Here is a 26032-nt window from a genome sequence, read left to right as displayed (position 1 = left end):
CTGTTTATGTAATTTTTAAGGAAAATGTTTTTCCTATTGTCGTATATGCAATATGGAGAAACAAAAAGCTAGGAGTGGATTTGTTTGATAAAAAACCCCAAGGTTTTAATATTAACTGCACATTACGGTAATGGTCATGTGCAAGTAGCAAAAACATTAGAACAAACATTTCGCCAAAAAGGAATTGAAGATGTTATTGTATGCGACTTGTTTGGAGAATCACATCCATTTATAACTGACATTACAAAATATCTATATTTAAAAAGTTATACAATAGGAAAAGAATTATATCGTTTGTTTTATTACGGGGTAGAAAAAATTTATGATAAGAAAATAGCATCTTGGTATGCGAACTTTGGAAGGAAACGTTTGAAAACACTTTTACAGGTGGAGAAACCAGATATTGTAATTAATACATTTCCAATTATCGCTGTACCAGAATTAAAGAAACAAACAGGTATTTCAATTCCTGTCTATAACGTATTAACGGATTTTTGCGTGCACAAAATATGGATTCATCGAGAAGTAGATCGTTATTTTGTTGCAACGGATCATGTGAAAGAATTGATGGTTGATATCGGTGTACCTGCGGAACAAATTGTTGAAACAGGAATTCCAATTCGGAGTAGTTTTGAGTTAAAGGTAAATCCAGAAATCATATATAATAAATATCAGTTATGTAAGAATAAAAAGATTTTACTAATTGTAGCAGGTGCTCATGGGGTATTAGGAAATGTAAAAGAACTATGCCAATCATTTATGTCAGTGCCTAATTTACAAGTAGTTGTCGTTTGTGGGAAAAATGAAGCTTTAAAACAGGATTTATTAAGTTTACAGAAGCAAAATTCCGATGCATTAAAAGTGTTTGGGTATGTTGAAAATATTGATGAATTATTCCGTGTTACTTCTTGTATGATTACGAAGCCAGGCGGAATAACATTAAGTGAAGCAGCAGCGTTGCAAGTACCTGTCATTTTATATAAGCCTGTTCCAGGACAAGAAAATGAAAATGCGATGTACTTTGAAAGAAAGGGAGCAGCAGTTGTCATTCGCGATGATAGTGAGGTTTTTGCAAAAACAGAGGCATTATTACAAGATGATGTGAAGCTTCTTCAAATGAAAGAAGCAATGAAAAGCATCTATCTTCCAGAGCCAGCTGGCCATATTGTAGATGCAATTTTGGCGGAAAATCATGCAGAACCGCGTCATATACCTATTAAATCACCTGCTCTTGCACAATCTTTTACTTAATATGAAACCCTCTTTGTATATGTAAAGAGGGTTCTTTATTATTTTTAAAGAAAATTTAGTGAGTTATCCACAAAAGGATTGCGCTTTCATTAAACAGTAAAGTCGGAATATTAACAACTATATCCACATTGTCCACAATTTTTAGAAAAATATCCACAATTAAAACAGCTGATATATGCTTTAATATAGAAAAATATTAAATGTTTTTGAAAATTACTAACAATTTCATCGGTTTTGTGGATAAAGTTGTCCACAGCAAAAAAGTCCCTTATGTATAAGGGGCTTTTTTGCTTACTTCTATCAGTCGAGAAAATTATGTAATGAAAATGAATAATTAGGGGGGGAACTTCTAATTATTCATTTTCACTTTAAATGCTTTTCGAGCGATATCCTGCTGCACGATCTGCTTTTTGAAATTCGCGTTGATAGAGAACTTCTTGTGTACTAGATAATGTGTTTTTTGCTTTATCACGTTTCTTTTTATCCATTACAAATCACCTCGTGTCTTAAAGTTACTATTTATCGTTTCCAAAGACATGAGGGGATATACGCATATGGAAAATGTTAACGATTGATTATCATTTCAGAAAATTTAGATTACGCTTCTTTTAATTGATGAGCATCTTGGAAGGTTGTATCTCGCATTGTAGCAAGTGTGTATTGATCTTTTGGAATTTCATATAAGTTATACACTTCTTCGTTTGCGTTAATTTCATCATATACGGCTTTTCTTGTTTCGTTTGCTAGATTCACATATTGCAGTTTTTCTGCAGCTTTAATAGAACGAATATTTATTTTACGAATACGCATGAAAATTGTTTCAATATCTAATTCATAGAAAAGTTCACTAAAAAATGAATCTTTTGCCAATTTGTTATAGCCTTTTCCATGATATGGTTTGCCAAGCCATGTCCCGAGAAATCCAGCTTTTTCTTGCACATCAAATAAAGTAATTGTTCCGATAGGGTTACCCCATTCATCTAAAATTGTGCGTGAAATTAATTCACCACGCTCTTCAGCTTCAATCGTTTGTTTCGTTAAGAATAAATATTCTTCATAAGAATAAGCCTTTTGACGCACAAAAGGGAAGACAGCTGAATCCACCATTAACTCGTATAGAACGTGGCTGTCGTGTAAGTCGCGTTTTTTCAACATACTAACTCCTCCTCACACGAGGGTAGCATGACGAAAAAACACCCCACCCTCGAAATTTTTATATCAATCTTTAAAAAATTTCGGGGTGGGAATCGAACCCACTAGAACCAGTTTCTAACGCTGGTGGCGCACCATTTGCCTTCCCCATTCATCAATTTGAAAATGATAATCACGACACAAATTGATTATGGTTTCATTCAGTTTATAATCGTATAATACTTTATCTAGTCAAAAAAATAAACTAGTTTTTTTTATTTTTTTTGTAAATTATTTTTCCATCAATCATAGTTAGTACAGGCTTGGCTAAATAATGGAAAGGATGATGAGTCCATAGCACGAGATCGGCGTCTTTTCCAACTTCGATGCTTCCAATTCTATCCTCTAAACGCAAATTTCGTGCTGGGAATATGGTGATTCCTTCTAGTGCTGTTTTCTCGTCTAACCCTTCTCTTACTGCAACAGCAGCGCAAACATTTAAATATTGAATGGGTGTATAAGGATGATCTGTTGTGATAGAAACTTCCACACCATTTTTTGATAATATATGGTAAGTATCCCATGTTTTATTTTTTAGTTCGATTTTAGAACGGCGTGTCAGAGTGGGACCAACTGAAACCTTCAAATTGTGTTTTGAAAGTTCTTCAACAATAAAGTGTCCTTCTGTGCAATGTTCAATGCGTAAATCGAGATTGAATTCTGTTGCAAAGCGTAGAGCAGAACTAATATCATCTGCTCGGTGAGCGTGGATACGTACGGGTATTTCACGACGTAATGCTTTTAAAATAGGAAGCATTCGAAAATCAGCTTCGTGCCCGTAGTGTTGTGCTTCATAGAATGATTCCCGAAGTAACCCCATAATCCCCATACGTGTAATGGATTCTTTTGTTCCATTACTATGGACTTTTTTAGGATTTTCTCCAAAGGCAATCTTTAAACCAGCAGGTTCTTGAATAATCATATGATCAATACAAGTTCCAGCTGTTTTTATTACACAAGTAGTACCCCCGATAATATTTTGACTGCCAGGCATAACGTGAACGGTTGTAATTCCGTTTTGTACAGCGTCTTGAAAGGCAATATCGAAAGGATGGATTCCATCTAAAGAACGAATATGTGGTGTTGAAACTTCAGATGTTTCATTGGCATCATTTCCAGCCCAACCAGTACCTTCATCATAGAGACCAAGGTGAGTATGGACATCAATAAAGCCAGGTAAGAGATGGAGTGCTCGTGCATCTATAACGGTCATATCTTGAGTAGGTGGAATAAAAGGTTTGACCTCGGTAATTCGCTCTCCTGTAACGAGTACATCTCCTTGAAATTTTTGAGATGTAATAGGGTATACAATGGCTTGTTTGAGCAATATTTTCATAGGTACCTCATTTCTGTTACTTTATAATGCTAATGGAAGTTAAGGGAAAGTAACTGAAAGGTTATTTGTATGGTAATGCTTCGGATCCTAGAAAATGAAAGTTTTGAAAGAGCCCATGTAAAATTGTGTTTTAGAAGTACTACATTGTATGCGAAAGTATATTTTGTAATGCATGGTCTATTTCTGGAAATGTGTATTGGTATCCATGTTCAATTGCTTTAATGGGTAATACACGTTGCCCTTCTAGTACAAGTATGCTCATTTCACCTAATAAAGTTTGAATGATAAAAGAAGGTACAGGCAACCAATGAGGCTTTTTCATTATAGTTGCAATGGTTTCTCCAAATTCCTTCATTCTTATAGGTGTTGGTGCTGTCATATTAAGAGGACCATCAATTTCTTTTTTGTGTATAATGAAATCCATCATACGAACGACATCGTCTATATGAATCCATGATAACCATTGCTTCCCAGAACCAATGGTGCCGCCGATATAGAATTGATAGGGAAGTAGCATTTTTGGAAGAGCTCCTTCATTTGCACCTAATACAACTCCAAATCTTGCGTAGATTGTTCGTATTCCGAGAGAACGTGCTTTAGATGCTTCTTGTTCCCATGAATATACTGTATTTGCTAAAAAGTCATTTCCAGGAGTCTCATGCTGTTCTGTAAAAGACTCTATTTCAGACGTTCCATAGTATCCAATAGCACTTGCGTTAATAAATGTGTGTGGCTTTGTATGGAGTCCCTGCAATTGTTTAATGAGTCCTTTTGTTGTTTGAATTCTACTGTTTAAAATGGCTTTCTTTTGTTGCTTTGTCCATCTACTATTAATAGACTCTCCGGCTAGATTAATAACTACATCAATAGAAGAGAGGGGGAAGGTTTGTAAATCTGGTGTCCATTGAACATACTGAAGGTTAGGATCGGAAGTTTCAGTAGTTTTTTTTCGTGTGAGAATGTAAACAGTATATCCTTTTTGAATAAAAAAAGTAGAAAGGGATTTGCCGATAAAGCCTGTACCACCAGAAATTGCGATTTTCACAAGTATTTCCTCCTCATTATATATATTCTTGAAAAGAAAAAATGTTCCTCGACTATGTTAAAATAATAGAGAGGTGAGAGTATGGCTGTCATTACAAAAATAGAAGTACAAAAACGATCGAAAGAACGATTTAATATTTATATTGATAAAGGTCAAGGCGAAGAGTACGGATTTAGTGTGGATCAAGTAATCTTAATAAAACATGGATTACAAAAAGGCTTAGAAATTGATGAAATCGAGTTAGGAAATATTTTGTACAATGAAGAAGTGCAAAAAGCATATTTACAAGCAATCTCCTATTTATCCTATCAAATGAGAACAAAACAAGAAATAGAAGATTTTTTACGAAAAAAAGAAGTGGGACAGGCCATCATCTCTGAAGTCGTTTCGAAATTATTACATGACCGATATATTAATGATAAAGAGTATGCTGTTTTATATACGCGAACGCAAAGTAATGTGAATCGAAAAGGTCCAACTGTTATTAAAAGAGAGTTATTAAATAAAGGTGTTCAGGATTTAATTATTACACATAGTTTACAAGAATATCCGAAGGAAAAGCAAATTGAGAATGCCTTGTTTCTCATAGAGAAGAAGAAAAAATCTTATCAAAAACATTCTTTTTTACAAATGAAACTAAAGTTAGATGAGATGCTTGTTCGAAAAGGATATTCTAGAGAAGTAATTCAAATTTGTTTGGAAGAATTGAAAGACGAAAAAGATGACGAAAAGCAACAAGAAGCGTTACACTATCATGGGAATAAATATTATGAGAAATATAAGAAGCATGATGGATGGACATTTGAAAACAAGATGAAACAAGCGTTATATCGAAAAGGATTCTCTATTGATGAAATCGAGATATTTTTGCAAATGAAACGCGAAGAGGAATGAGGAGAATAAGATGAATATGCCAAAACGCTACAGTGAAATGACACCGCATGAGCTAAGGGAAGAAATTGGCGCTTTGAAGGAGCAAGCAGTAAAAGCTGAGCAGCTTGGGATTGTCAATGAATTTGATGTATTAATGAGAAAAATGGCAATGGCTCGTGCTTATATGACGGATATAAACAAATTCCGTATTGGTGAAACATATGAATTAGTAGAAGAACCTGGTGTATTATTTAAAATTACGTATTTCAATGGGGTATTTGCTTGGGGATATAAGCAAAATGATAATGAAGAGATTGGCATACCAATTTCCTTATTGCAAGAAAAATAAAAACCAGAGAGCATATATCTCTCTGGTTTTCATCTTTGGTAGGCGTTAAAGGAGATAGGAGATTCTAAAATTGGCGTTTTTTACATTCATTTGCCAATATAATGAGAGACTGGGTTTGTTGCGTCTGTCCGTTAACTTGCGCTTTCGCATGTTTTGGACGAGTCCACGTATGGTTAAATAATTCAGAACGACTATCTAAGCGATCACGGTAGCTCATCTTTATCACCTCGTGTAGGAAGTTAATTTAATTTGTATTACTCTTCCTGCTGATTTGCAGTACGCATACGTTCTTGTGGGTGCGTGTTAATTGTGCCGTTAGGTCGTTTCGAAGCGAAGCGTGATTTCGCTTTCGGTTGACCGTCGATTTTGCTGTTGTTTTTTGACTCAGACCAAAATTCGGCTTGTTTACCCATTACGAACGCCCTCCTCATTATCGGTTGATACCTCTTTAAGAAGTATCAATTATAGAATGTGCAAAATTGAAGAAACTATCCTTTAGAAATGAAGGGATAAATAGGTAAAAGGAGATTATAATATGAATGATATTTATGAAACATTAACGAAAGAATTATTAGACAAGAATGACAAGCTTTCTTACGCACAAGCTCGTGCGTGGGTTGAGTTACTATGGGAAGATTTTCAAACAACTTATGCAAAATCAGGTCGTTATCAAGGCGATGAAATGACAGAACAAGTGGTACGATCATGGATTAATAATCATGGTGTACGCCTTCATGAAATGCGTACAAATAATCCGAAGTATAGTCATTTAATTAATCAAGAAGATCATTTGAAACATTAAAAAAAGCGACTTAAGTCGCTTTTTTTAATGTGGAAGTAATTCCAGTTTTTTTCGAAGCTTTTCTTCACTAAAGATCCATCCTGTATAGGAACTAATAATATTTAAATTGTGGTCGAGCTGAACGATTGCAACAAATGGATAATAATCTTTACTTCGATATCGTAAATCAATGAATCGTACTTCATAATAATGGTCATGATCAAAAATATCCCAGCGATATACAGGAGAGAAAGATAGAAAGGCCGAGATGTTTTCATCTTGTTTAGCTGCTCGCATAATATTATTGTCTGGGAACGGTACCCGATCGAACTTATCATATATCATGATGTTACCACGGTGCCATCTCGCAACGTAGTAATAATCAGCCGTAACGATTGCTAAATGGTAATGGTAAAATCGGTAAGAAGGAGAAATGATAATCTTTTCGACATTTTTGAAACGTTTGTGTACAACGCTTCTTATATTTCTGTGCATCATAATCCGTCCGATATAGTAAACAATCATTAATATATATGCCGCTAAAGCTGTATATCCCTTATGAGAACCGACGAGCATGCAAGCAATTGCAAGTATATGGATAAAGAAAATTACGGTATCGAATGTATTAATCACGCCGAGTGCGACCCATTTTTTTGTGAAAGGCCGTAATGCTTGTGTACCATAGGCATTGAAAATATCTACAAAGACGTGAAGGAAGACAGCAATAAATGACCAAAGCAGTAGATGAAGATATGGAGCGTCTGAAAAGAAGGCGAAAGAGATGCCACTTATAAGGAATGACCAAAGAATTACCGCAGGAATAGAATGAGTAATCCCACGATGATTTCTTATATATTTAGCGTTATTACGCAATTTTAAAACTGTGTCAATGTCAGGAATGTTGGAACCAGCAATTGTAGCAAGCATAACAGCTTGGGGGCCAATATCACTTTGTGCTATGGCTGGATCTAATGTTGCTAAGCTACCTAAAGTGATACCCATAACAAGGTGAGTGGCTGTGTCCATAGAAATCCACCTCCGTTTTTTATTAATGTAACTCTTTTTATTCGATACCTCAAGTCCTTTGCCTTCTATTTCCTGTATCATCTTACTTAAATTTTTTCCTAAAATCTTTATAATAGTACTTATATGCAAAAAAATGAGGGGGATCAAGTTTGACACTTGAAATACTAAACAATTTTAATATAGAGCAGTTTCAAAATGATTTAATTGGTTGGTTTGAAGAAGAACAGCGCGACTTACCATGGAGAAAGAATAAAGATCCATACCGCGTTTGGGTTTCTGAAATTATGTTACAGCAAACAAGAGTAGAAGCTGTAAAACCATATTACGCAAATTTTATGGGGAAGTTTCCTACACTTGAAGCGTTAGCGAACGCAGATGATGAAGAAGTATTAAAAGCATGGGAAGGTTTAGGATATTATTCTAGAGCACGTAATTTACATGCGGCAGTAAAAGAGGTAAAAGAAGTATACGGCGGAGTTGTACCAAGTGATGTAAAGAAAATTGAAAAGTTAAAAGGAGTCGGACCATATACAAAAGGTGCTATTTTAAGTATCGCATATGGTATACCAGAGCCGGCAGTTGATGGAAATGTTATGCGTGTATTATCTCGTATTTTATCAGTATGGGATGATATTGCAAAACCAAAGACTCGAAAAGTTTTTGAAGAGATTGTGCGTGAAATTATTTCGATTGAAAATCCATCTTATTTTAATCAAGGTTTGATGGAATTAGGTGCACTAATTTGTATTCCGAAAAATCCAGCATGCTTACTTTGTCCTGTACGTGAACATTGCAGAGGGTATGCTGAAGGTGTTCAAAAAGAATTACCAGTAAAAAGTAAAGCGAAAGCTCCTAAAATGGTACCTATTGTTGCAGGTGTACTTCAAACTGAAGACGGTCGTTACGTTATTAATAAACGTCCAAGTACAGGTTTGTTAGCTAACATGTGGGAGTTTCCGAATGTGGAACTTGGAGAAAGTATTCGAAATCAGAAGGAACAGCTTATAGATTATATGAAAGAAAAATTTGAGCTCGAGGTTTCTATTGATGAATACGCAATGAATGTACAACATACGTTTACACATCGTACTTGGGATATATTTGTATTTTACGGAAAAGTAACAGGTAATATTGTTGATACAGATACATTAAAATTTGTATCAAAAGAGGTATTTGAGCAATTACCTTTCTCAAAATCACACCGTACTATTTATGAAAATTGTGTGGAGAAAATTACAATGCAATAAATAAAAAAGTGTTCCCAATCTAGGGAACACTTTTTTAATCGTAAGAAATTTTTGTCCCATGAGTCCAACTAGCTTCACCTTCTTGTAAGCCGCCTCTTGATTCGATTTCTACTACAATTTCTTTGTAAATACTTTGCCCTTCTACATTTAAATAAGGCAGAACCTGTTGTAGTGAGTGATGAAAATAAGCTAATTCATCTTCTTTCCATTCATTTTTTGAAATCATCGTTAGTTCAGTCATATCGCGTCCTATATACATATTTACACCTCCATTTTCTATAGTTTGAATGAGTAACAAAAGTTATATGCGGAAATTTTAAAAAAGAAAATTACGGATAGCTTCTAAGTGAATTGGTTACATTATTGATTGTGGAGGTGAGAAAGATGAGTAAAAAACAACAAGGTTATAACAAAGCAACTTCTGGTGCTAGCATTCAAAGTACAAATGCTAGTTATGGTACAGAGTTTTCAACTGAAACAGATGTACAAGCTGTAAAACAAGCAAACGCACAATCAGAAGCAAAGAAAGCACAAGCTTCTGGTGCACAAAGTGCAAACGCTAGTTATGGTACAGAATTTGCAACTGAAACAGACGTGCATTCTGTGAAAAAACAAAATGCTAAGTCAGCTGCAAAACAATCACAATCTTCTAGCTCAAATCAGTAATGAAAGAAAAACACTTCTCTAATTCGGGAGAAGTGTTTTCTTTTTGCGTGGATCGTTGTAATGAAAAGAAAGCGAACGACATAACTTCTAATAAGTCAACAAATGTAGTCAAAGGAGAAGGAAGTTAACAATTAGAATTATGTAATTAGGAATAATAACTGATGAATAAGTCCAAAAGGGGGTAAGTAATGAACGATTTTGATAAGTTGGTAGGGGAGCAATTAGAAACGATGGATGAGTTGTTAAAGTTACAAGCACATCTAGAGAAGTATCAACAAATCGAAATGAATGAAAAAGATACGTGCGATAAAAAAGAACTGCATTTTATCCGTCAGGAAATATATAGAACAGAAGTAGCGTTGAAGATGTTACATGAGAAATTTGAAGAACAAACGAATAGTGTAATTCAATCTTTTACAACTGAAAAAATGATTTCAAATTTAGGATAAGATATATTGTTATCTTCAGGTGAAAAGTCCTTCTTTGTATGGAAATAGAGAAGGGCTTTTTCTATTACATGTCCTCGCTTATAAATAATGCAGTACAATCCCTATCTCTTAAGAAGAGTTGGGGCATAGTATTCAACGATAAACCTCCTGCATATTCAGTTTGAAAAATAGAGTCTTATCCCTTTAGTTTTAAAATTTCGACAAAAAAGTTATAATAGAAAAAAAGTGAATGCCGTTCAAAGGGCATTTGCAGTTGAAAGAAGGGAGCATATATGGGATTTCCCAAAGAAGGAGAAAAAGTACAAATACATAGTTATAAACATAATGGCTCCATTCATAGAATGTGGGAAGAAACAACAATTTTAAAAGGGACACAGAGTCTTGTAATCGGAGCGAATGATCGTACAGTAGTTACAGAATCGGATGGCCGAACATGGATTACTCGTGAACCAGCAATTTGTTATTTTCATGCCAACTATTGGTTTAATGTGATTGGGATGCTTAGGGAAGATGGCGTATATTATTATTGTAATTTAAGCTCACCTTTTGCGTATGATCCTGAAGCATTAAAGTATATTGATTATGATTTAGATATTAAAGTATATCCAGATATGACATATACGCTTCTAGATGAAGATGAGTATGAAAAACATAGTCAAATTATGCAGTATCCACCTGTTATTGATACAATTTTAAAACGAAATGTAGCACATTTAACACAGTGGATTCATCAAAGAAAAGGTCCATTTGCACCAGACTTCGTAGATATGTGGTATGAACGATATTTAATGTACAGAAATTAAAACAAACCTGCAGGGGGCTTCCCGGCAGGTTTGTCCTATTAGAGGGGGGATTATGTGCAAGGCATAAAAAGATATTTACAATTTGTTAAACCATATCGATGGCTTATTGCTATTACAATTATTATTGGACTAGTTAAGTTCGGTATCCCACTTATTATGCCGTGGTTATTAAAGTATATTATCGATGATGTAATTCAAGGCGCGGGCTCACTTCAAGATAAAACATCTCAATTAATAACAGCGATTGGAATTGCTTTTTTTATTTTTGCGGTATTAAGACCACCGATTGAATATTATCGTCAATATTTCGCCCAACGTATCGCAAATACAATACTGTATGATTTGCGGAAGCATATTTTCGGTCACTTACAAAAGTTAAGTTTACGTTATTACTCCAATACAAAAACAGGGGAGATTATTTCGCGTGTCATCCATGATGTAGAACAAACGAAGGATTTTGTAATTACTGGTTTGATGAACGTCTGGTTAGATACTGCAACAATTGCTATTGCTATCATTGTTATGTTTTCTATGAATATAAAATTAACATTTGTTGCGTTATTGATTTTACCTATTTATGTAATTGCAGTGAAATATTTTTTCGGACGTCTTCGGAAATTGACGAAAGAGCGTTCACAAGCGTTAGCGACGATGCAAGGGTATTTGCATGAACGTATTCAAGGAATGCAAGTGACACGTAGCTTTGCGTTAGAAGAGTATGAGGGGAAGCAGTTTGAAAAAAGAAATAATGAATTTTTAACGAAAGCATTAACCCATACAAGTTGGACGGCAAGAACATTTTCGGCAGTAAATACGTTAACCGATTTAGGTCCGTTACTTGTGATTGGTTTTGCAGCATATGAAGTAATTCAAGGGCAGTTAACGCTAGGAACGATGGTAGCTTTTGTTGGATATATGGATAGTTTATATAGTCCGCTTCGCCGCCTTGTTAATTCATCTACAACATTAACACAATCTTTTGCATCGATGGACCGTGTGTTTGAACTGTTAGATGAAAAATACGATATTGTTAATGTACCAAATGCGGTACAAACGAAAAAATTAAATGGAGAAATTGTATTTGACAATGTTTCTTTTCGTTATAATGCAGATGAAAAAGAGATATTACACAACTTGTCATTAACTATGCAGCCTGGAGAGAAAGTAGCGCTTGTAGGAGCGAGTGGGGGAGGAAAGTCATCTCTTGCTAGTTTGATCCCGCGTTTCTATGATGTTTCTGAAGGCGCGGTTTATGTAGATGGCATAGATGTAAGAAAGTACAATATGAGAAATTTGCGTAGTCATATTGGAATTGTACTGCAGGATAATTTATTGTTTAGCGATACAATTGGAGCTAATATTTTATATGGAAATCCGAAAGCTACAGAGAAAGAAGTGATTGCAGCTGCCAAAGCTGCGCAAATTCATGATTTTATTATAGACTTACCAGATGGTTATAATACTGTCGTTGGAGAACGTGGTGTGAAGCTATCAGGCGGGCAAAGACAACGCGTGGCAATTGCACGAGTGTTTCTAAAGAATCCGTCGGTACTTATATTAGATGAAGCAACTTCAGCATTAGATTTAGAAAATGAAAGGTATATTCAAGAGGCGCTTCAGACGTTAGCCGCTGACCGGACAACGATTATAATCGCACATCGATTAGCGACGATTACGCATGTTGATACGATTATTTACATTGAAGACGGTGAGATTAAAGAGACTGGTTCTCATGAAGAGTTAATGCGAAAAAGAGGATTTTATTACAATTTATATCAACTTCAACATATAACAGAAACAGCTCCTTTACCATAAAAGGAGCTGTTTTTTTATTCGTCTTCTTTTTTATCATCGATTTGGAGTTCTTTTTCTGGTTTATGATATGTGTAGAAGCTATCTACAAGCAAATCTAAATGCTCTACTTCTTCGCTATAGTTAATGATGGAAGAAATAAGAGGGAAGAGATGTAACCATGTTTTATATGCTTCTTCATCGTCCTTATTTTGATATTCCATAAAGATATCAATTAATTCTTGTTTACCTGTTTCAACTTCATCAAGCATTTCAACTGATTGTTGTTTTTTTGCTTTACCAATAAATTTTAATAAAACTTGTTCATGATAATGCGTTAATGAGTCAAGTTCATTTTGGATAGATTCCTGAAATTCTTCCGGCATATAGCGCAGTTCATTTTCAGTACGGTGTAATGATTTTAACGTACTTAAAGCACGGCTTGTTGTCGCTAACATTTGTCTGAATAAAACGAGCTTACGAATTTTTGCGAACTTTACTTTTTTCGTATAGCTTCTTTCTTCTTTATACAGCAAATAGTAATGATTTAGTTTAATCATTTTTTCTTTCATACGATCAATATCAGTTTTTAGCGTTGTAAAATCAGAAGCCTGCCTGCTATTCATTCGAATCCATTTTACAATTTCTTCTGTATTATCAACGATACGATGATAAAGTTTTGTTTCATATTTTGGCGGCATAAATACTAAATTTACAAGTGAAGCCGCAATAATACCAATCATAATCGTCGCAAATCGAAGTAAGGCAAAACTAAAGAAATCTTCGCCTTGATACTCCATAATGGCGATAACTGTTACTAAAGCAATTGATATTGTGTTTTCTAATCGTAATTGTAATGTAAGAGCAATTACTAATATACATGTTAATCCAATAATAAAAGGATTATGTCCAAAAGCAGTAGCAAATGCGATAGCAAATATCGCACCAATTACATTTGCTTGAATTTGTTCAAGTGCTGTTAAATAAGAACGGTATACAGACGGTTGAACAGCAAAGATAGCTGAAATTCCCGCAAATACCGGACTCGGTAATTGAAGTAAAATACAAGCAAATAAAGCTAACGTGATGGCAATACCCGTTTTTAAAATGCGAGCACCAAGTTTCATACCCTTAATAAGATCCTTTCTCTTGTCATAATGAATGTACAACATGATACTATACATTCATTACAATATGTTAGCAAGTGATATTTTAGTGACGTTAAAAGAAATTAGTGTTCATTTTATCCCGCTAATTGTGAGTAGTAAGATTCCTGCCTCAAAAATTAGAAGCTAGATGCCGGTAAACGCTTGATTGGTGTAGGCTAATTAAAGTTTCACTTTATAATTTTTCCTAATTCCTTTTAAACATCAGTTTTTAGTAAAAAAACCTGCTGAATTTCAGCAGGTCTCAAATTGTTACTATAGATTACTATGAGAAGCGTACTTCGTCAATTTTTTCTTAATAATGAAAATTACTCATTTTACTCTGTTGAGATAGATGGGTCTGCCTGTTCTTTTTTCGGGATAATCTCAAAAAATTGGTTCTGTATATCATCTAATAATGCTGTTAATAAAGCAACTTCCTCATATTGCTCATGTTCGTTTAGTACACGAATATAGTCTAGCAATAATTCAGTTACATCTTTCAAACCATTTTTACTAATTGGTTGTAATGTAACATTTGCCCCTTTTGCAATTCTTCTTTTTAAGGCCTGTTCTGTTAGGCCTAAGTTTGAATCATGACGCAAATAAACAACACCGCCAGTCATGCCAGCGCAAATCCATGGACCAGGGTCACCTAAAACAAGCGCTCGCCCATTTGTCATATATTCAAAAGCAAAACCTTTAATATTGGAGTATGCCCCTATATTTCCTTGCTCTTTTTCACGGAGTGGTTTTGTTATTCTACCTCCAATTATCATGTCTGCCCCAGAAAGGCGAATGCCAGCGCGAGCATCAGCGTTCCCTTGCACGTATAGTGCCCCTTTTTGTGCACCATATCCAAATCCTTTTCCGACAGAACCGTTATAATATACTCCGTCTTTTCCTTTTGATTTCGTTATATAAATCCCACCACCAAAGGAAGTTTTACCAATGCCATCTTGTGCGCCGCCATTTACGTGTATAAATAAATTTTCACTATTGTAAGCGCCTAACCCATTTCCGGGAATAGAACCATTCGTATACTTTAATGTAAGTGGTTCAAGTTGAGTAGCTTCATATAGTTTACTGCGAACGCGATAACATGATTCTAGACCACCCATAACGCGTTGCTCTACACCAACGCCTACTAATTCTTTTGAGTCAGCGGAATGAACTGTCTTAAATTGTTTTTCTGGTACACCATCTGTTGTTGTAACAGATGGATGTTCTATTATTTGTAATAAATTACGTAAGTTTAATAAATTTTCGCCTCGAACTTGCTCTAATAAATCAGAACGCCCAACAATTGCTTGTAAATTTGTATACCCAAGCTGTCCTGTTAATCGTTTTAGTTCTATACCGAAAGAGGTGAATAAATTTAGCAGGCCAGTAACTGCGCTTTCTAATTCGCGTGGGACGAAGCGGCGTAACCCATGTTCCTTTGCTTGTGCTTCAGACTCGATTTGTGTTGCAATTCCGACATGGCAAGTATCTAGATGACACCCACGGCAAGTAGTGCAGCCGATTGCAATCATTGATAGTGTGCCAAATCCAATACGGTTTGCTCCGAGAAGCATGATTTTCAAGGCATCATTTACACTTCGAATACCACCATCTGCCCAAATCTCTACTTTATGTCTCATGCTCGCTTCTAATAAAGCGTTGTGAGCGGCTTTAACACCAATTTCTACAGGAAGACCTACATGTTGCAAGGCGTGAATACGTGCAGCACCTGTTCCGCCATCGAATCCGCTAATGTTAATAAAATCAGCACCAGCTTTGGCGATACCGACAGCAATTGTTCCGATATTAGGAACGACAGGGACTTTCACGGCTACTTTGGCAAGTTGATTAGCTGTTTTAATTTCCGTAATCATTTGAGCTAAATCTTCAATTGAATAAATATCATGGTTATTAGAAGGTGAAATTAAATCTGAGCCAATTGTCGCATTACGTGCTTCAGCGATTTTGGCTGTTACTTTTGAACCAGGTAAATGCCCACCTTCCCCAGGCTTTGCGCCTTGACCAATTTTGATTTCAATTAAGTTCGATGAGTTTAGTAGTTCGGCATTTACTCCAAATCGCCCAGATGCCACTTGTTGTCCACGTGTATGTGGATATTTTCCAATCATATCTTTAATTTCGCCGCCTTCACCGTTCAAGCTAATCATATTTAGCTGATCGGCCGCTTCTGCATATGCGCGAAAGGCAATTTCGTTTTGAGAACCAAATGACATAGAACTAATAATAAATGGAAAATCATGGTTTTTAATGCCGATAGATACTTCTTCAGTTGGAACGACATGTTTTGTTTGTTTCGTTTGAACAAGGTGTCTGATTGCGATGGGATTATTCTCTTCTAGTTCACTTAACTTGTCACGGTAATCATCATAAGAATTTCCTTTTGCAACATCGCCGATTGCTTTCCAAATTCGCGGGAATATATGAAATGATTTTCGCATTCTAATTTTAGGATTGTTATAATCATCCGCTCGCATTTTTGCATCTTCAGCAAGTGATTCAAGTGAAAAAGCTAAATCATTTGAACCGAAGAAATTTGTAATCTGTAATATATTTGCGATTTCTTCATGTAACCCAATAGATGAATAGAGACGTCCGTAACCACGTAACTCATGAATTCCAATTGTTGAAATGACTTTTTCTAATCCTTTATTAAGTGCATTATACAGATTCGTAATTGGTGTTTTTGTTCCATCATTTACAGTCGCGAATAATAAATATGGATTAATACTATCTGCTCCTAATCCATATAGCGTGACAATGTCATGTAAGGAGCGAAGGGCACCAGAACGTATAACGAGAGAACAATTGCGGCGTAATTTATTTTCACTTAATGCTTGATGTACTTTAGCAGTAACTAAATGTGGATCAATCCACAATCTTTCATTTAGATGGGCTTTTGCGTCATCTAATACTAGTAGGGAAGCACCATTGTTAACAGCAGCTATCGCTTCAGAACTAATGCGGCTTAATGCACATTGTAGAGTTTCTGACGAGCTGAATGTAGCAGAGATTGTGGCGATAGAGTTATGAGTTTTAAATAGCTCTATGAGTTGTTCGTACGTAATTGTGTGTAATTCCTCTGCAATAGGTTGTGCCACGCTGCCTTCTAAAATAATTGGTGAAAGCATTTCAACTACAAATGGCCGTTTTGCGCCACTTAATAAACTTGGACGCTCTCCAAGTACAGTACGTGTAGAGAAGTGTTCAATTTCACGGTCACGGTCAATTGCAGGGTTTGTAACAACAGCTACACTTTCTTTAATGAAGTCAGCGATATTTCGTCTATCAGTATCAAGTGCGGCAAGTGGTGAGTCATGCCCAAGTGAGCGTATTGGCTCAACGCCTTTTGTTGCCATCTGTTCAAGGAGTTGAATATGTTCTCGGTCCCATCCGAAAGCGACGTATTGTTTCGTTTCAACTTGAACAGAATCACATAGCCCTTGGATTTTTTTCGTTTCAGGGATAGATAAATTTAAATGGTAATTGGTAGTATCAATTCGCTTTTTAAAACGGTTATATACTTGGATTTGATATTTGTCATATTCATAAAGAACAAGTTCATCTTGTTCATTCCATTTTAATCCGACTTTTTCTCCAGGAGCGAGTGGTTTTGGTTCTGCTACATATTTAGTTGGTGATACAACTCCAGGTTCAGAAGAGAAAATATAAGAGCTCTCTGTCTCTACTTTCCATACTGGGCGTAATCCAAGGGAATCAACGCTGAAAACAGCTTCATCTTTAAAACGGGAAATGATGCCAGCTGGTCCTTGGGCAAAATGTCCCCATGCTTCACGTATATACGTATATAAATCTTGTAAAGGTGTTTCATAAAGTTTAATTTCATTAATAATTGGTGGGAATAGAATTTCCATTGCTTCAAATAAGCTGTAGTTGTATTGAACAAGTAGGGTTTCTAAGGTGCGGTTTAAATCTTGAGAGTCACTGCCTCCTGCAGTAAGTGGTACATCAATCATTTCGGCTTGATCGCGTAATTTCGCAATTGTGTTAATTTCACCATTATGTCCGAGAATGCTAAATGGTTGTACACGAAAAAAATTAGATAATGTATTAGTAGAGTAGCGGTTATGTCCTAATGTCATAGTTGAAGCGATAAGCGGATGTTGTAAATCATTATAGTAGGCAACAAGCGTATCACCAGCACCTAGAACTTTATATACAACATGATCACGACTTAATGAAGCAACATGAATTGCTTCGTTTTCCTCTATTTTTATTGTGACAGAAAATAATGTTTGCTCAATATTTGTAATTTCGTTTTCTGCGATAAGGGCAACTTGCCAAAATAAAGGTTCTTCTTGTTTACCAAGTGGACCGAGCGCATCTGAGTTTGTTACATCATCACTTTCGAAAATGATAGTAAAGTTTTTGTTGTTTAATTGCGTACGAATATAATCTTTTAAGGCAGTAATGTCTTCTTTTTTATTTAGAAAAAAATGTCCAACGATAAAGTGGGGATGATCCACAATCGTTGGATTATATCCGCTACTTTTTAGTTTTTCATTCCAAAGCGTTTTTGGTATATCAATGTGAATGCCGATGCCATCGCCCTCACCATTAATGAAACCAGCTCTATGATTCATTTTGATGAGTGATTGTATGCAAAGGTCAATGTTTTCTTTTGTAGCAATTTTTCGTTTCTCCATAACGGAAACGATTCCACACGCATCATGTTCTGCATTTCTATAATCTCGAAATAAAGACGGTGTCCATGTATTTTTTTTATTGAGCATCCGTCAATCCCCCCTCTTGTAAAAATTAGAATAATCTTACTATTTAAGGTGCGAATCACCTTGTACACAGAGATAGTAATGCTGTAAAAGAATATAAAACAGATAATTATGAATAATTATACTATTAATACGGGATTTATGAAATAGAAAAAAGGAAAAAAGAAAGGTGAGCTTTCTTTTTTCCTTTTAATGACGGGATTATTTATTGTCTGCTAGGGCGGCAAATGCTCTGCCGACAGCTTCGATTGTATATTCAATATCTTCTTTTGTATGTTCTGTAGTTAAGAACCATGCCTCGTATTTAGAAGGTGCTAAGTTAATTCCTTCTTGAAGCATAAGCTTGAAGAATTTACCGAACATTTCACCGTCTGTATCTTGTGCGGCATCGTAATCTTCAATTGTATTTGTTGTGAAGTATACAGTTAAAGCCCCTTTTAGACGGTTTAATGTAATGTCGATATTATGTTTCGCTGCTTGTTCTAAAATTCCTTTTTCAAGCATTGCACCAAGTTCATCTAATTTCTCATAAAGCCCTTCTTGTTGAAGCACTTCTAGACAAGCGATACCTGATGCCATAGAAGCAGGGTTTCCTGCCATTGTACCAGCTTGGTATGCAGGTCCAAGCGGAGCAACTTGTTCCATAATTTCTTTCTTACCACCGTAAGCACCGATTGGTAAGCCGCCGCCAATAACTTTACCAAGCGCTGTTAAGTCAGGTGTCACACCAAGTAAGTCTTGAGCACCACCGTACATAAAGCGGAAAGCAGTAATAACTTCATCATAAATTACTAATGCGCCAGCTTCGTGAACAAGTTCATTCACTTTTTCAAGGAATCCTGGTTTAGGCTCTACAATACCGAAGTTTCCAACGATCGGTTCTACAAGGATAGCTGCTACTTCATGACCCCATTTATCTAAAGCCTCTTTTAAAGTTTCTACATTATTAAATGGAACGGTAATAACTTCTTGTGCAATACTTTGTGGTACGCCAGCTGAGTCAGGAGTTCCTAAAGTAGAAGGACCAGATCCAGCTGCCACAAGTACTAAATCAGAATGACCGTGGTAACAACCAGCGAATTTCATGATTTTTGTGCGACCTGTATAAGCACGAGCAACACGAATCGTTGTCATCACTGCTTCTGTACCAGAGTTTACGAAACGGACTTTATCTAATGCAGGCATTGCTTCTTTTAACATTTTTGCGAATTTTACCTCTAGCGCTGTTGGTGTTCCATAAAGTACCCCATTTTCAGCAGCTGTTGTAATTGCTTTTGTTATATGCGGATGAGCATGTCCAGTAATAATAGGACCGTATGCTGCTAAATAATCGATATATTTATTTCCGTCTACATCCCAGAAATAAGCGCCTTTCCCACGTTCCATAGCAACAGGGGCGCCGCCGCCAACTGCTTTAAAAGAACGAGAAGGACTATTAACACCGCCCACGATATGCTCTAAAGCTTCTTTATGTAATGCTTCTGACTTTGTGAATTTCACTACAATTCATCTCCTTACAAAAATCTATGTATTATTCTAACATGTTTTTCGAAAAGACGTATTGTTTGTGATAGCGAAGGCAGTTGGGTAAACTATTCGTTGTGACATTTAGGAGGGGGGTCCGATTATGAAATCGGTAATTGAGGTACAAGGGTTACGTAAAGAGTTTACAGCCTATTCAAGTCGTCCGGGCTTAAAGGGTGCATTTCGCGATTTATTAAATCGTAATTATAAAATAGTACCAGCAGTAAACGATGTATCTTTTACTGTAAAGCAAGGTGAAATGGTTGGTTATATCGGTGAGAACGGTGCTGGTAAATCAACAACAATTAAAATGCTTACGGGGATTTTAACTCCGACATCAGGGCAAATCACAGTAAATGGAATGAACCCACATAAACAAAGAGAAGAATTTGTAAGAACAATTGGTGTTGTTTTTGGACAGCGTTCGCAACTTTGGTGGGATATTGCAGTACAAGAATCGTTTCGTTTATTAAAGAAAGTGTACGGTGTATCAGACGCTCAGTATAAGGAGCATATGGAGCACGTAATTGAAACGTTAGATATAGGGCCTTTATTAGATAAACCAGTTCGAAAATTATCTCTTGGTCAAAGGATGCGTTGTGAATTAGCGGCAGCCTTAATTCATAATCCACCGTTATTATTTTTAGATGAGCCAACAATTGGGTTAGATGTACTTGTGAAATTGAAAATACGTGAATTTTTAAAAGAAATGAATGAACGTTATAAAACAACAATTTTATTAACAACACACGATATTACTGATATTGAAGCTTTATGTGAGCGCGTTATCATGCTGGATGAAGGGAATATTATGTATGACGGTTCTTTAAGTAATCTTCGTACGCAGTGGGGAGCAGAGAAGGAAATTCACTTTCAGTTTGTTGCACCAGTTTCCTATCAGGCTTTATCAATGGTTATGCCAGATAATCATGTCGTTTGGTCGAAAGCGAAAGAGGAAAATGCATGGGTTGCAAAAATTCCGAATGAAGAAGTTATTATTTCAATGCTTATTTCTAAAGTAGTACAAGCATTTCAAATTAAAGATTTAAAAATTAACGAAGTGTCTACAGAGGAAATTATTCGTAACATTTATGAAGAAGGTATTACGCATGGGTAAGTATATTGAAATGATTCGAATTCGCTTTTTAATGATGCTTGCGTATCGTACAAATTACTATAGCGGGATTTTAATTTATACGATTAATATCGGTGCTTACTATTTTTTATGGCAAGCAATTTATAGCGGAAAAGAGAATATTGAAAGTTTATCTATTTCGCAAATGACCACGTATATCGCAATCGCGTGGATGGCACGTGCCTTCTATTTTAATAATATAGATAGGGAAATTGCGATGGAGATTCAAGAAGGACGTGTGGCTGTAGAATTAATTCGTCCGTATAACTATTTGGGAATGAAAGTTATGCAAGGTCTTGGCGAGGGAATATTCCGTTTTGCCTTCTTTTCCATTCCAGGCATGGTTATCGTTACGTTATTATTTTCGTTGCAAATTACAACGAATTTTCAAACTTGGTTATATTTCTTCTTATCTTTAATATTTAGCTTTATTATTAATACACAAATTAATTTAATGACGGGAATGCTTACGTTTTTCCTATTTAATAATAGTGGAATTATGTATGCAAAACGCGTTGTTATTGATTTATTTTCAGGTCTATTATTACCAATTAGTTTTTATCCGTTATGGGCCCAAAAAGCAATGATGTTTTTACCGTTTCAGGCTATTAGTTATATTCCAAGTATGATTTTTTCTGAAGGTATAGAGGGGAGTAAGTTGTATGAGGCTTTAGTATTTCAAGTGATTTGGGCGATTGTACTTATTATTCCAATTGTACTCATGTGGAGAACGGCGAGAAAACGTCTAATTGTACAAGGGGGATGATGAGATGCTATATATAAACTTATTTTTACAATATGCAAGTCAATATATAAAAACGAAATTGGAGTATCGAGGCGATTTTATCGTTGGTTTACTTTCTGATTTATCGCTTCAAGCAGTTAATTTAATATTTATTCTCGTTGTATTTGGGCATACACAAGCATTGAAGGGATGGAGTCGAGAAGAGGTAATCTTTATTTATGGTTTCTTTTTAGTACCATTTGCCATCTTTTCAGCTTTCTTTAATATATGGGATTTTAATGATCGATACATTATTAAAGGGGAGATGGATCGTGTATTAACGCGACCGATCCATAGCCTATTTCAAATTATATTAGAAAGAATGGAACTTGAATCTTTAATTGGAGCTATTACAGGGATTGTTGTAATGGGATATGCAGCTGTGGAGTTACAATTATCTTTTTACTGGTATGATTTCTTCTTATTTATATTGATGGTAGGAGGAGGAGCACTTGTATATGGAGGGATATTTGTTACGTTGGCGAGCCTTGGTTTTTGGTCGGATGCGAAAAGCTCAATTATGCCTCTTATGTATAACATAGGTAATTACGGGCGCTATCCTGTTAATATTTATAATCGTGTAATTCGTTTCATTTTAACGTTCGTTTTACCGTTTGCGTTTGTTGGAGTATATCCAGCAGCATACTTTTTAAGAAAAACAGAATGGAATAGTTATGCGTTTGCGACGCCAATTGTTGGTATTATCTGTTTTACGATTGCAATCACCCTCTGGAACCAAGGGGTAAAAAGGTATCGTGGCGCGGGTAATTAATTATAGAAGCTTGTTCGTTTCTAAGGGATAAATCAGTTCTCCACCTCATACATATAAAATGAGGTGGAGGACATGGTATGGGGATTTATTCTATTAATTGCAGCAATCGCTATTTTGAAAAGTGTCCAATTATTATGGAGTTCCTATTCAGATTCAACGCGTTTTTTTTCGCTCTATAATTTGGCCACATTATTTTTAATCTATACAACAGTACTAATCGCATTTGGATTAAGTTACGTTGTATTAGAGGAAATGGGTTTCGCAGTTTTGAAAGAGGATGGAGAAAGTTTGAACGCTCATTCTTTTCAACTCGTCGAAGTTTGTTTATATTTTAGCGCAGTTACTTTATTGTCTGTTGGATATGGTGACATATCTCCGATTGGAATTGGGCGATGGATTGCAATCGCAGAAGCGCTAATTGGATATACACTCCCTTTTGCTTTTGTGATGAGGTCTGTAATAGACAATGAAAAATAAGGAAGCATTTGTTATAGTAAAGGAAAAGAGTAGGAGTGATAACTATGATTACAGTAGGAGAAGTGGCACCAGAATTCACATTAGAGGGAAGTAACGGAGAAGAAGTTCGCCTAGCTGATTTCCGCGGTAAAAATGTAGTTCTCTATTTTTATCCGAAAGATATGACGCCAGGATGTACAACTGAAGCATGTGATTTTCGTGATGCGTATGGAGTATTTCAAGAGAAGGATACGGTTATTCTTGGAGTAAGTCCTGATTCAGCGAATAGACATTTGAAATTCATTGAGAAACATGAATTGCCATTTATACTTTTAGTAGATGAAGATCATAAAGTAGCAGAGTTATACGATGTTTGGAAGTTAAAAAAGAACTTTGGGAAAGAGTATATGGGAATCGAGCGTTCTACATTCCTTATTAATAAAGACGGTGAACTTGTAAAAGAGTGGCGTAAAGTGAAAGTGAAAGGACATATTGAGGATGTTCTTTCTTATATAAAATAAATCTACATTGGAGATAAAATATGCAGAAACAAGGCAAGTGTCTATACATATTTTACTGCCTTACATAAAGTGGAAGTGTAGGGCATACCTCCTCAGATGATAGTATTCCAAGTGCGATTATGTCGCACTTTTTTCTATGGAATATATGAAGAAAAAAGGGAAAGATACATAAAAACAAGTCCTGAATATAAAAATAAACTACATACTTATAGTAGAAATATTGACGATTTATAAGAAAAGGAGTACACTCTTTATAAGAATTATAAAATAATAATCCGTATAGAATCGGGGTGCATGACGGTGGTCAAAGAAGAATTAAAAGAAGCGCTAGAAATGCTGAAAAATACGGGTGTACGCATTACTCCACAGCGTCATGCTATTTTAGAGTACCTTGTGGAATCAATGACGCACCCAACAGCGGATGATATTTATAAAGCATTAGAAGGTAAGTTTCCAAATATGAGTGTTGCAACTGTCTATAATAACTTACGTGTGTTTAAAGAGGTTGGACTTGTAAAGGAATTAACTTATGGAGACGCTTCAAGTAGATTTGATTATGTTACAAGTCAACATTATCATGTGATTTGCGAAAAATGTGGTAAGATTGTTGATTTTCCTTATGGAGGCTTGGAAAAGCTGGAAGAGGAAGCTGCGAAAACGACAGGCTTCGTTATCAATAGTCATCGCTTAGAAATTTATGGCGTTTGTCCAGAGTGTCATAAGGCGTAATATATAATAAAGAAAGAGGCTAGCCTCTTTCTTTATTATATAAGGATTAGCGTGAGGTTAATCGGGATTTACAGTGCTAAGTTAGTAAGGAGGGTTAGATAAAAGTTTGTCGAATTTACTTTGTATTGGTGGAAATGAATTCTGGGAGGGGACATTTTGAAGAAATATGAGATTAAAAATAACATTCCAACATTGGAAGAATATAAATATTTATGTGATTCTGTGGGATGGACTAACTATATGAACTTTGAGGTGGCGGAAATATCACTTCAAAATTCGATTTACTGTATAACAGTCAAGGATAATAATCAAATCATCGGCATGGGGAGAATTGTTGGTGATGGGGCTATCTATTTCTATATTCAAGATATAGTGGTTCATCCAGAGTATCAAAAGAATGGTATTGGAAAGAAAATAATGAATACTTTAGTAGAATACTTAAATCAGAATGCTCCAGATAAAGCATTCATTGGTTTGTTTGCGTCGCAAGGTAAAACATCATTCTACGAAAAATATGATTTTAAAGATTATTCGCCTAATATGACAGGGATGTTTACTGTTATTTCGAAAAAATAGGTGTAATAAATTTAATAAAACAATTAAAAAGTTGATTTTTTAATAAATCAACTTTTTAATGAGTTGAAACGTTTGTAGTGTTGCAAATTCGTATTTCCCTTGATACTTATGATTTATAACTCTTCTTATTATACTTTTCATCAAATTCTTTTCCTTCTAGATCTCGATCTAGTGTTAAAGGTTGATTGCAGTGCATACATGCATCGACACGGCCGAGCATTTTTGTTGGCTTATCACAGCTTGGGCAAATAATTTGGATAGTCTTAGTAGATAACATACCAATCCAAAAGTAAACGACAGTGCTAGCGATAACACTTAAAAAGCCAACCATCATAAACGTTGTCATAATAATAATGTTTTCGCGGAAAAAGACACCTAAGTATGCAATGAAGAGGCCGATAAATACTAAACTTAATGCAAAGGTCCGGATTTTATTGATTTTGTTTGAATACTTAATGCTCATTCTCACCACGCTCCTATACTAATAATATAACATACAATTTAGAATTTTCACTCTCGTGTAAATTGATAAAGGGATAAGATATGAAATGAATAGGAGGGGGACCATGAAGAATGAATGGACGCTATAAGGATTTTTACAGCGGTTTTTAAGTTTTTAACGGGATGTGAAATTTTTTTATAAAAAGTATTGACCCTGTATATACTGCATGATATATTAATAACCGTCGCTGATGCGGAAACGCAGAAAACGACAAAAAAGAAATTAAAAAACTTAGTTGACATTGAAAAATGAAGATGTTAACATAAGGAAGTCGCGAATGAGCGACTAAGTAGTTCTTTGAAAACTGA

General features: G+C 35.4%; 28 protein-coding genes. 16 read left to right on the top strand and 12 right to left on the bottom strand.

Annotation, left to right across the window (positions count from 1 at the left end):
- Positions 1 to 84 precede the first annotated feature (84 nt).
- Positions 85 to 1251 (top strand): diglucosyl diacylglycerol synthase, encoded by a 1167-nt coding sequence (locus ABWK52_RS13865; protein ID WP_000594688.1) that lies wholly within the window; start codon positions 85 to 87, stop codon positions 1249 to 1251.
- A gap of 368 nt (positions 1252 to 1619) precedes the next feature.
- On the opposite strand, the gene ABWK52_RS13860 is transcribed toward ABWK52_RS13865, so the two are convergent.
- The 4 genes from ABWK52_RS13860 to ABWK52_RS13845 all read right to left on the bottom strand — a co-directional run bounded on the left by ABWK52_RS13860 (position 1620) and on the right by ABWK52_RS13845 (position 4823).
- A complete protein-coding gene (locus ABWK52_RS13860) occupies positions 1620 to 1739 on the bottom strand; it encodes a YfhE family protein (RefSeq protein ID WP_000358482.1) in 120 nt (39 codons plus the stop codon).
- Between the two features lie 109 nt (positions 1740 to 1848).
- Positions 1849 to 2406 carry a GNAT family N-acetyltransferase gene (locus tag ABWK52_RS13855; protein ID WP_098542203.1) on the bottom strand — a complete coding sequence of 186 codons (558 nt, stop codon included), beginning with the start codon at positions 2404 to 2406 and terminating at the stop codon, positions 1849 to 1851.
- 241 nt (positions 2407 to 2647) lie between these two features.
- Positions 2648 to 3778, bottom strand: a complete 1131-nt coding sequence (locus ABWK52_RS13850) for an amidohydrolase (RefSeq protein ID WP_000698314.1) — start codon at positions 3776 to 3778, stop codon at positions 2648 to 2650.
- A 139-nt stretch (positions 3779 to 3917) separates the two neighbouring features.
- Positions 3918 to 4823, bottom strand: coding sequence for a TIGR01777 family oxidoreductase (locus ABWK52_RS13845; RefSeq protein ID WP_000684380.1), 906 nt, complete (start codon positions 4821 to 4823; stop codon positions 3918 to 3920).
- 81 nt (positions 4824 to 4904) lie between these two features.
- On the opposite strand from ABWK52_RS13845, the gene recX reads away from it, so the two are divergent.
- Both recX and ABWK52_RS13835 read left to right on the top strand, forming a co-directional pair.
- Positions 4905 to 5717 carry a recombination regulator RecX gene (gene recX / locus ABWK52_RS13840; RefSeq protein WP_000268502.1) on the top strand — a complete coding sequence of 271 codons (813 nt, stop codon included), beginning with the start codon at positions 4905 to 4907 and terminating at the stop codon, positions 5715 to 5717.
- A gap of 10 nt (positions 5718 to 5727) precedes the next feature.
- Complete coding sequence (locus tag ABWK52_RS13835; RefSeq protein WP_001057024.1) at positions 5728 to 6045, top strand: YfhH family protein; 318 nt, start codon at positions 5728 to 5730, stop codon at positions 6043 to 6045.
- Positions 6046 to 6109: 64 nt separating this feature from the next.
- Here ABWK52_RS13835 and ABWK52_RS13830 read toward each other — a convergent pair whose 3' ends face one another.
- Entirely contained in the window at positions 6110 to 6262 is a 153-nt protein-coding gene (locus ABWK52_RS13830; protein WP_000122093.1) for a YpzG family protein, read from the bottom strand.
- A 37-nt stretch (positions 6263 to 6299) separates the two neighbouring features.
- Complete coding sequence (locus tag ABWK52_RS13825) at positions 6300 to 6458, bottom strand: small, acid-soluble spore protein K (RefSeq protein ID WP_353771960.1); 159 nt, start codon at positions 6456 to 6458, stop codon at positions 6300 to 6302.
- Between the two features lie 122 nt (positions 6459 to 6580).
- Here ABWK52_RS13825 and ABWK52_RS13820 point away from each other — a divergent pair, with 122 nt between their 5' ends.
- Complete coding sequence (locus tag ABWK52_RS13820) at positions 6581 to 6847, top strand: YfhJ family protein (RefSeq protein WP_000998166.1); 267 nt, start codon at positions 6581 to 6583, stop codon at positions 6845 to 6847.
- 24 nt (positions 6848 to 6871) lie between these two features.
- Here ABWK52_RS13820 and ABWK52_RS13815 read toward each other — a convergent pair whose 3' ends face one another.
- Positions 6872 to 7852 carry a metal-dependent hydrolase gene (locus tag ABWK52_RS13815; RefSeq protein WP_000379106.1) on the bottom strand — a complete coding sequence of 327 codons (981 nt, stop codon included), beginning with the start codon at positions 7850 to 7852 and terminating at the stop codon, positions 6872 to 6874.
- A gap of 149 nt (positions 7853 to 8001) precedes the next feature.
- Between ABWK52_RS13815 and mutY the strand changes: the two genes are divergently transcribed.
- Positions 8002 to 9099 carry an A/G-specific adenine glycosylase gene (gene mutY / locus ABWK52_RS13810; protein WP_000171391.1) on the top strand — a complete coding sequence of 366 codons (1098 nt, stop codon included), beginning with the start codon at positions 8002 to 8004 and terminating at the stop codon, positions 9097 to 9099.
- A gap of 34 nt (positions 9100 to 9133) precedes the next feature.
- Here the strand turns inward: mutY and ABWK52_RS13805 are convergent, their stop codons facing one another.
- The gene (locus ABWK52_RS13805) at positions 9134 to 9358 is read right to left on the bottom strand and encodes a hypothetical protein (protein ID WP_000275436.1); all 225 of its coding nucleotides are present in this window, start codon (positions 9356 to 9358) and stop codon (positions 9134 to 9136) included.
- 125 nt (positions 9359 to 9483) lie between these two features.
- Here ABWK52_RS13805 and ABWK52_RS13800 point away from each other — a divergent pair, with 125 nt between their 5' ends.
- The 4 genes from ABWK52_RS13800 (at position 9484) to ABWK52_RS13785 (ending at position 12832) form a co-directional block, all read left to right on the top strand.
- Complete coding sequence (locus tag ABWK52_RS13800; protein ID WP_000039046.1) at positions 9484 to 9765, top strand: gamma-type small acid-soluble spore protein; 282 nt, start codon at positions 9484 to 9486, stop codon at positions 9763 to 9765.
- 188 nt (positions 9766 to 9953) lie between these two features.
- A complete protein-coding gene (locus ABWK52_RS13795; protein WP_000997577.1) occupies positions 9954 to 10214 on the top strand; it encodes a YgaB family protein in 261 nt (86 codons plus the stop codon).
- 272 nt (positions 10215 to 10486) lie between these two features.
- Complete coding sequence (gene ntdP, locus ABWK52_RS13790; RefSeq protein WP_000506624.1) at positions 10487 to 11017, top strand: nucleoside tri-diphosphate phosphatase; 531 nt, start codon at positions 10487 to 10489, stop codon at positions 11015 to 11017.
- 54 nt (positions 11018 to 11071) lie between these two features.
- Positions 11072 to 12832, top strand: a complete 1761-nt coding sequence (locus ABWK52_RS13785) for an ABC transporter ATP-binding protein (protein WP_001161596.1) — start codon at positions 11072 to 11074, stop codon at positions 12830 to 12832.
- Between the two features lie 14 nt (positions 12833 to 12846).
- On the opposite strand, the gene ABWK52_RS13780 is transcribed toward ABWK52_RS13785, so the two are convergent.
- The 3 genes from ABWK52_RS13780 to hemL all read right to left on the bottom strand — a co-directional run bounded on the left by ABWK52_RS13780 (position 12847) and on the right by hemL (position 20225).
- Complete coding sequence (locus tag ABWK52_RS13780) at positions 12847 to 13935, bottom strand: aromatic acid exporter family protein (protein ID WP_000765787.1); 1089 nt, start codon at positions 13933 to 13935, stop codon at positions 12847 to 12849.
- Positions 13936 to 14291: 356 nt separating this feature from the next.
- Positions 14292 to 18728 carry a glutamate synthase-related protein gene (locus tag ABWK52_RS13775; protein ID WP_000932751.1) on the bottom strand — a complete coding sequence of 1479 codons (4437 nt, stop codon included), beginning with the start codon at positions 18726 to 18728 and terminating at the stop codon, positions 14292 to 14294.
- A gap of 198 nt (positions 18729 to 18926) precedes the next feature.
- Positions 18927 to 20225: a glutamate-1-semialdehyde-2,1-aminomutase gene (gene hemL / locus ABWK52_RS13770; protein WP_000673239.1), complete on the bottom strand. Its 1299-nt coding sequence runs from the start codon at positions 20223 to 20225 to the stop codon at positions 18927 to 18929.
- Positions 20226 to 20352: 127 nt separating this feature from the next.
- On the opposite strand from hemL, the gene ABWK52_RS13765 reads away from it, so the two are divergent.
- From ABWK52_RS13765 to ABWK52_RS13735, 7 genes are all read left to right on the top strand, one after another.
- Entirely contained in the window at positions 20353 to 21366 is a 1014-nt protein-coding gene (locus ABWK52_RS13765; RefSeq protein WP_000843658.1) for an ABC transporter ATP-binding protein, read from the top strand.
- Complete coding sequence (locus ABWK52_RS13760) at positions 21359 to 22150, top strand: ABC transporter permease (protein WP_353771959.1); 792 nt, start codon at positions 21359 to 21361, stop codon at positions 22148 to 22150. The genes ABWK52_RS13765 and ABWK52_RS13760 overlap by 8 nt, the downstream gene beginning before the upstream one ends.
- Positions 22151 to 22154: 4 nt before the next feature.
- Complete coding sequence (locus ABWK52_RS13755) at positions 22155 to 22940, top strand: ABC transporter permease (protein ID WP_000965772.1); 786 nt, start codon at positions 22155 to 22157, stop codon at positions 22938 to 22940.
- A gap of 72 nt (positions 22941 to 23012) precedes the next feature.
- Positions 23013 to 23417, top strand: a complete 405-nt coding sequence (locus ABWK52_RS13750) for a potassium channel family protein (RefSeq protein WP_098542205.1) — start codon at positions 23013 to 23015, stop codon at positions 23415 to 23417.
- A gap of 44 nt (positions 23418 to 23461) precedes the next feature.
- Entirely contained in the window at positions 23462 to 23917 is a 456-nt protein-coding gene (gene bcp, locus ABWK52_RS13745; RefSeq protein ID WP_000633729.1) for a thioredoxin-dependent thiol peroxidase, read from the top strand.
- Positions 23918 to 24217: 300 nt separating this feature from the next.
- Entirely contained in the window at positions 24218 to 24646 is a 429-nt protein-coding gene (perR, locus tag ABWK52_RS13740) for a peroxide-responsive transcriptional repressor PerR (RefSeq protein WP_000237829.1), read from the top strand.
- Between the two features lie 156 nt (positions 24647 to 24802).
- A complete protein-coding gene (locus ABWK52_RS13735; RefSeq protein ID WP_000759738.1) occupies positions 24803 to 25222 on the top strand; it encodes a GNAT family N-acetyltransferase in 420 nt (139 codons plus the stop codon).
- Between the two features lie 106 nt (positions 25223 to 25328).
- Here ABWK52_RS13735 and ABWK52_RS13730 read toward each other — a convergent pair whose 3' ends face one another.
- On the bottom strand, positions 25329 to 25685 hold the full coding sequence (locus ABWK52_RS13730; RefSeq protein WP_000025066.1) for a YgzB family protein: 357 nt from the start codon (positions 25683 to 25685) through the stop codon (positions 25329 to 25331).
- Between the last annotated feature and the right edge of the window lie 347 nt (positions 25686 to 26032).

The sequence above is a fragment of the Bacillus sp. AP50 genome (genome assembly GCF_040492675.1).
GTDB lineage: Bacteria > Bacillota > Bacilli > Bacillales > Bacillaceae_G > Bacillus_A > Bacillus_A cereus.
This window is presented reverse-complemented; position numbering and strand designations above follow the sequence as displayed.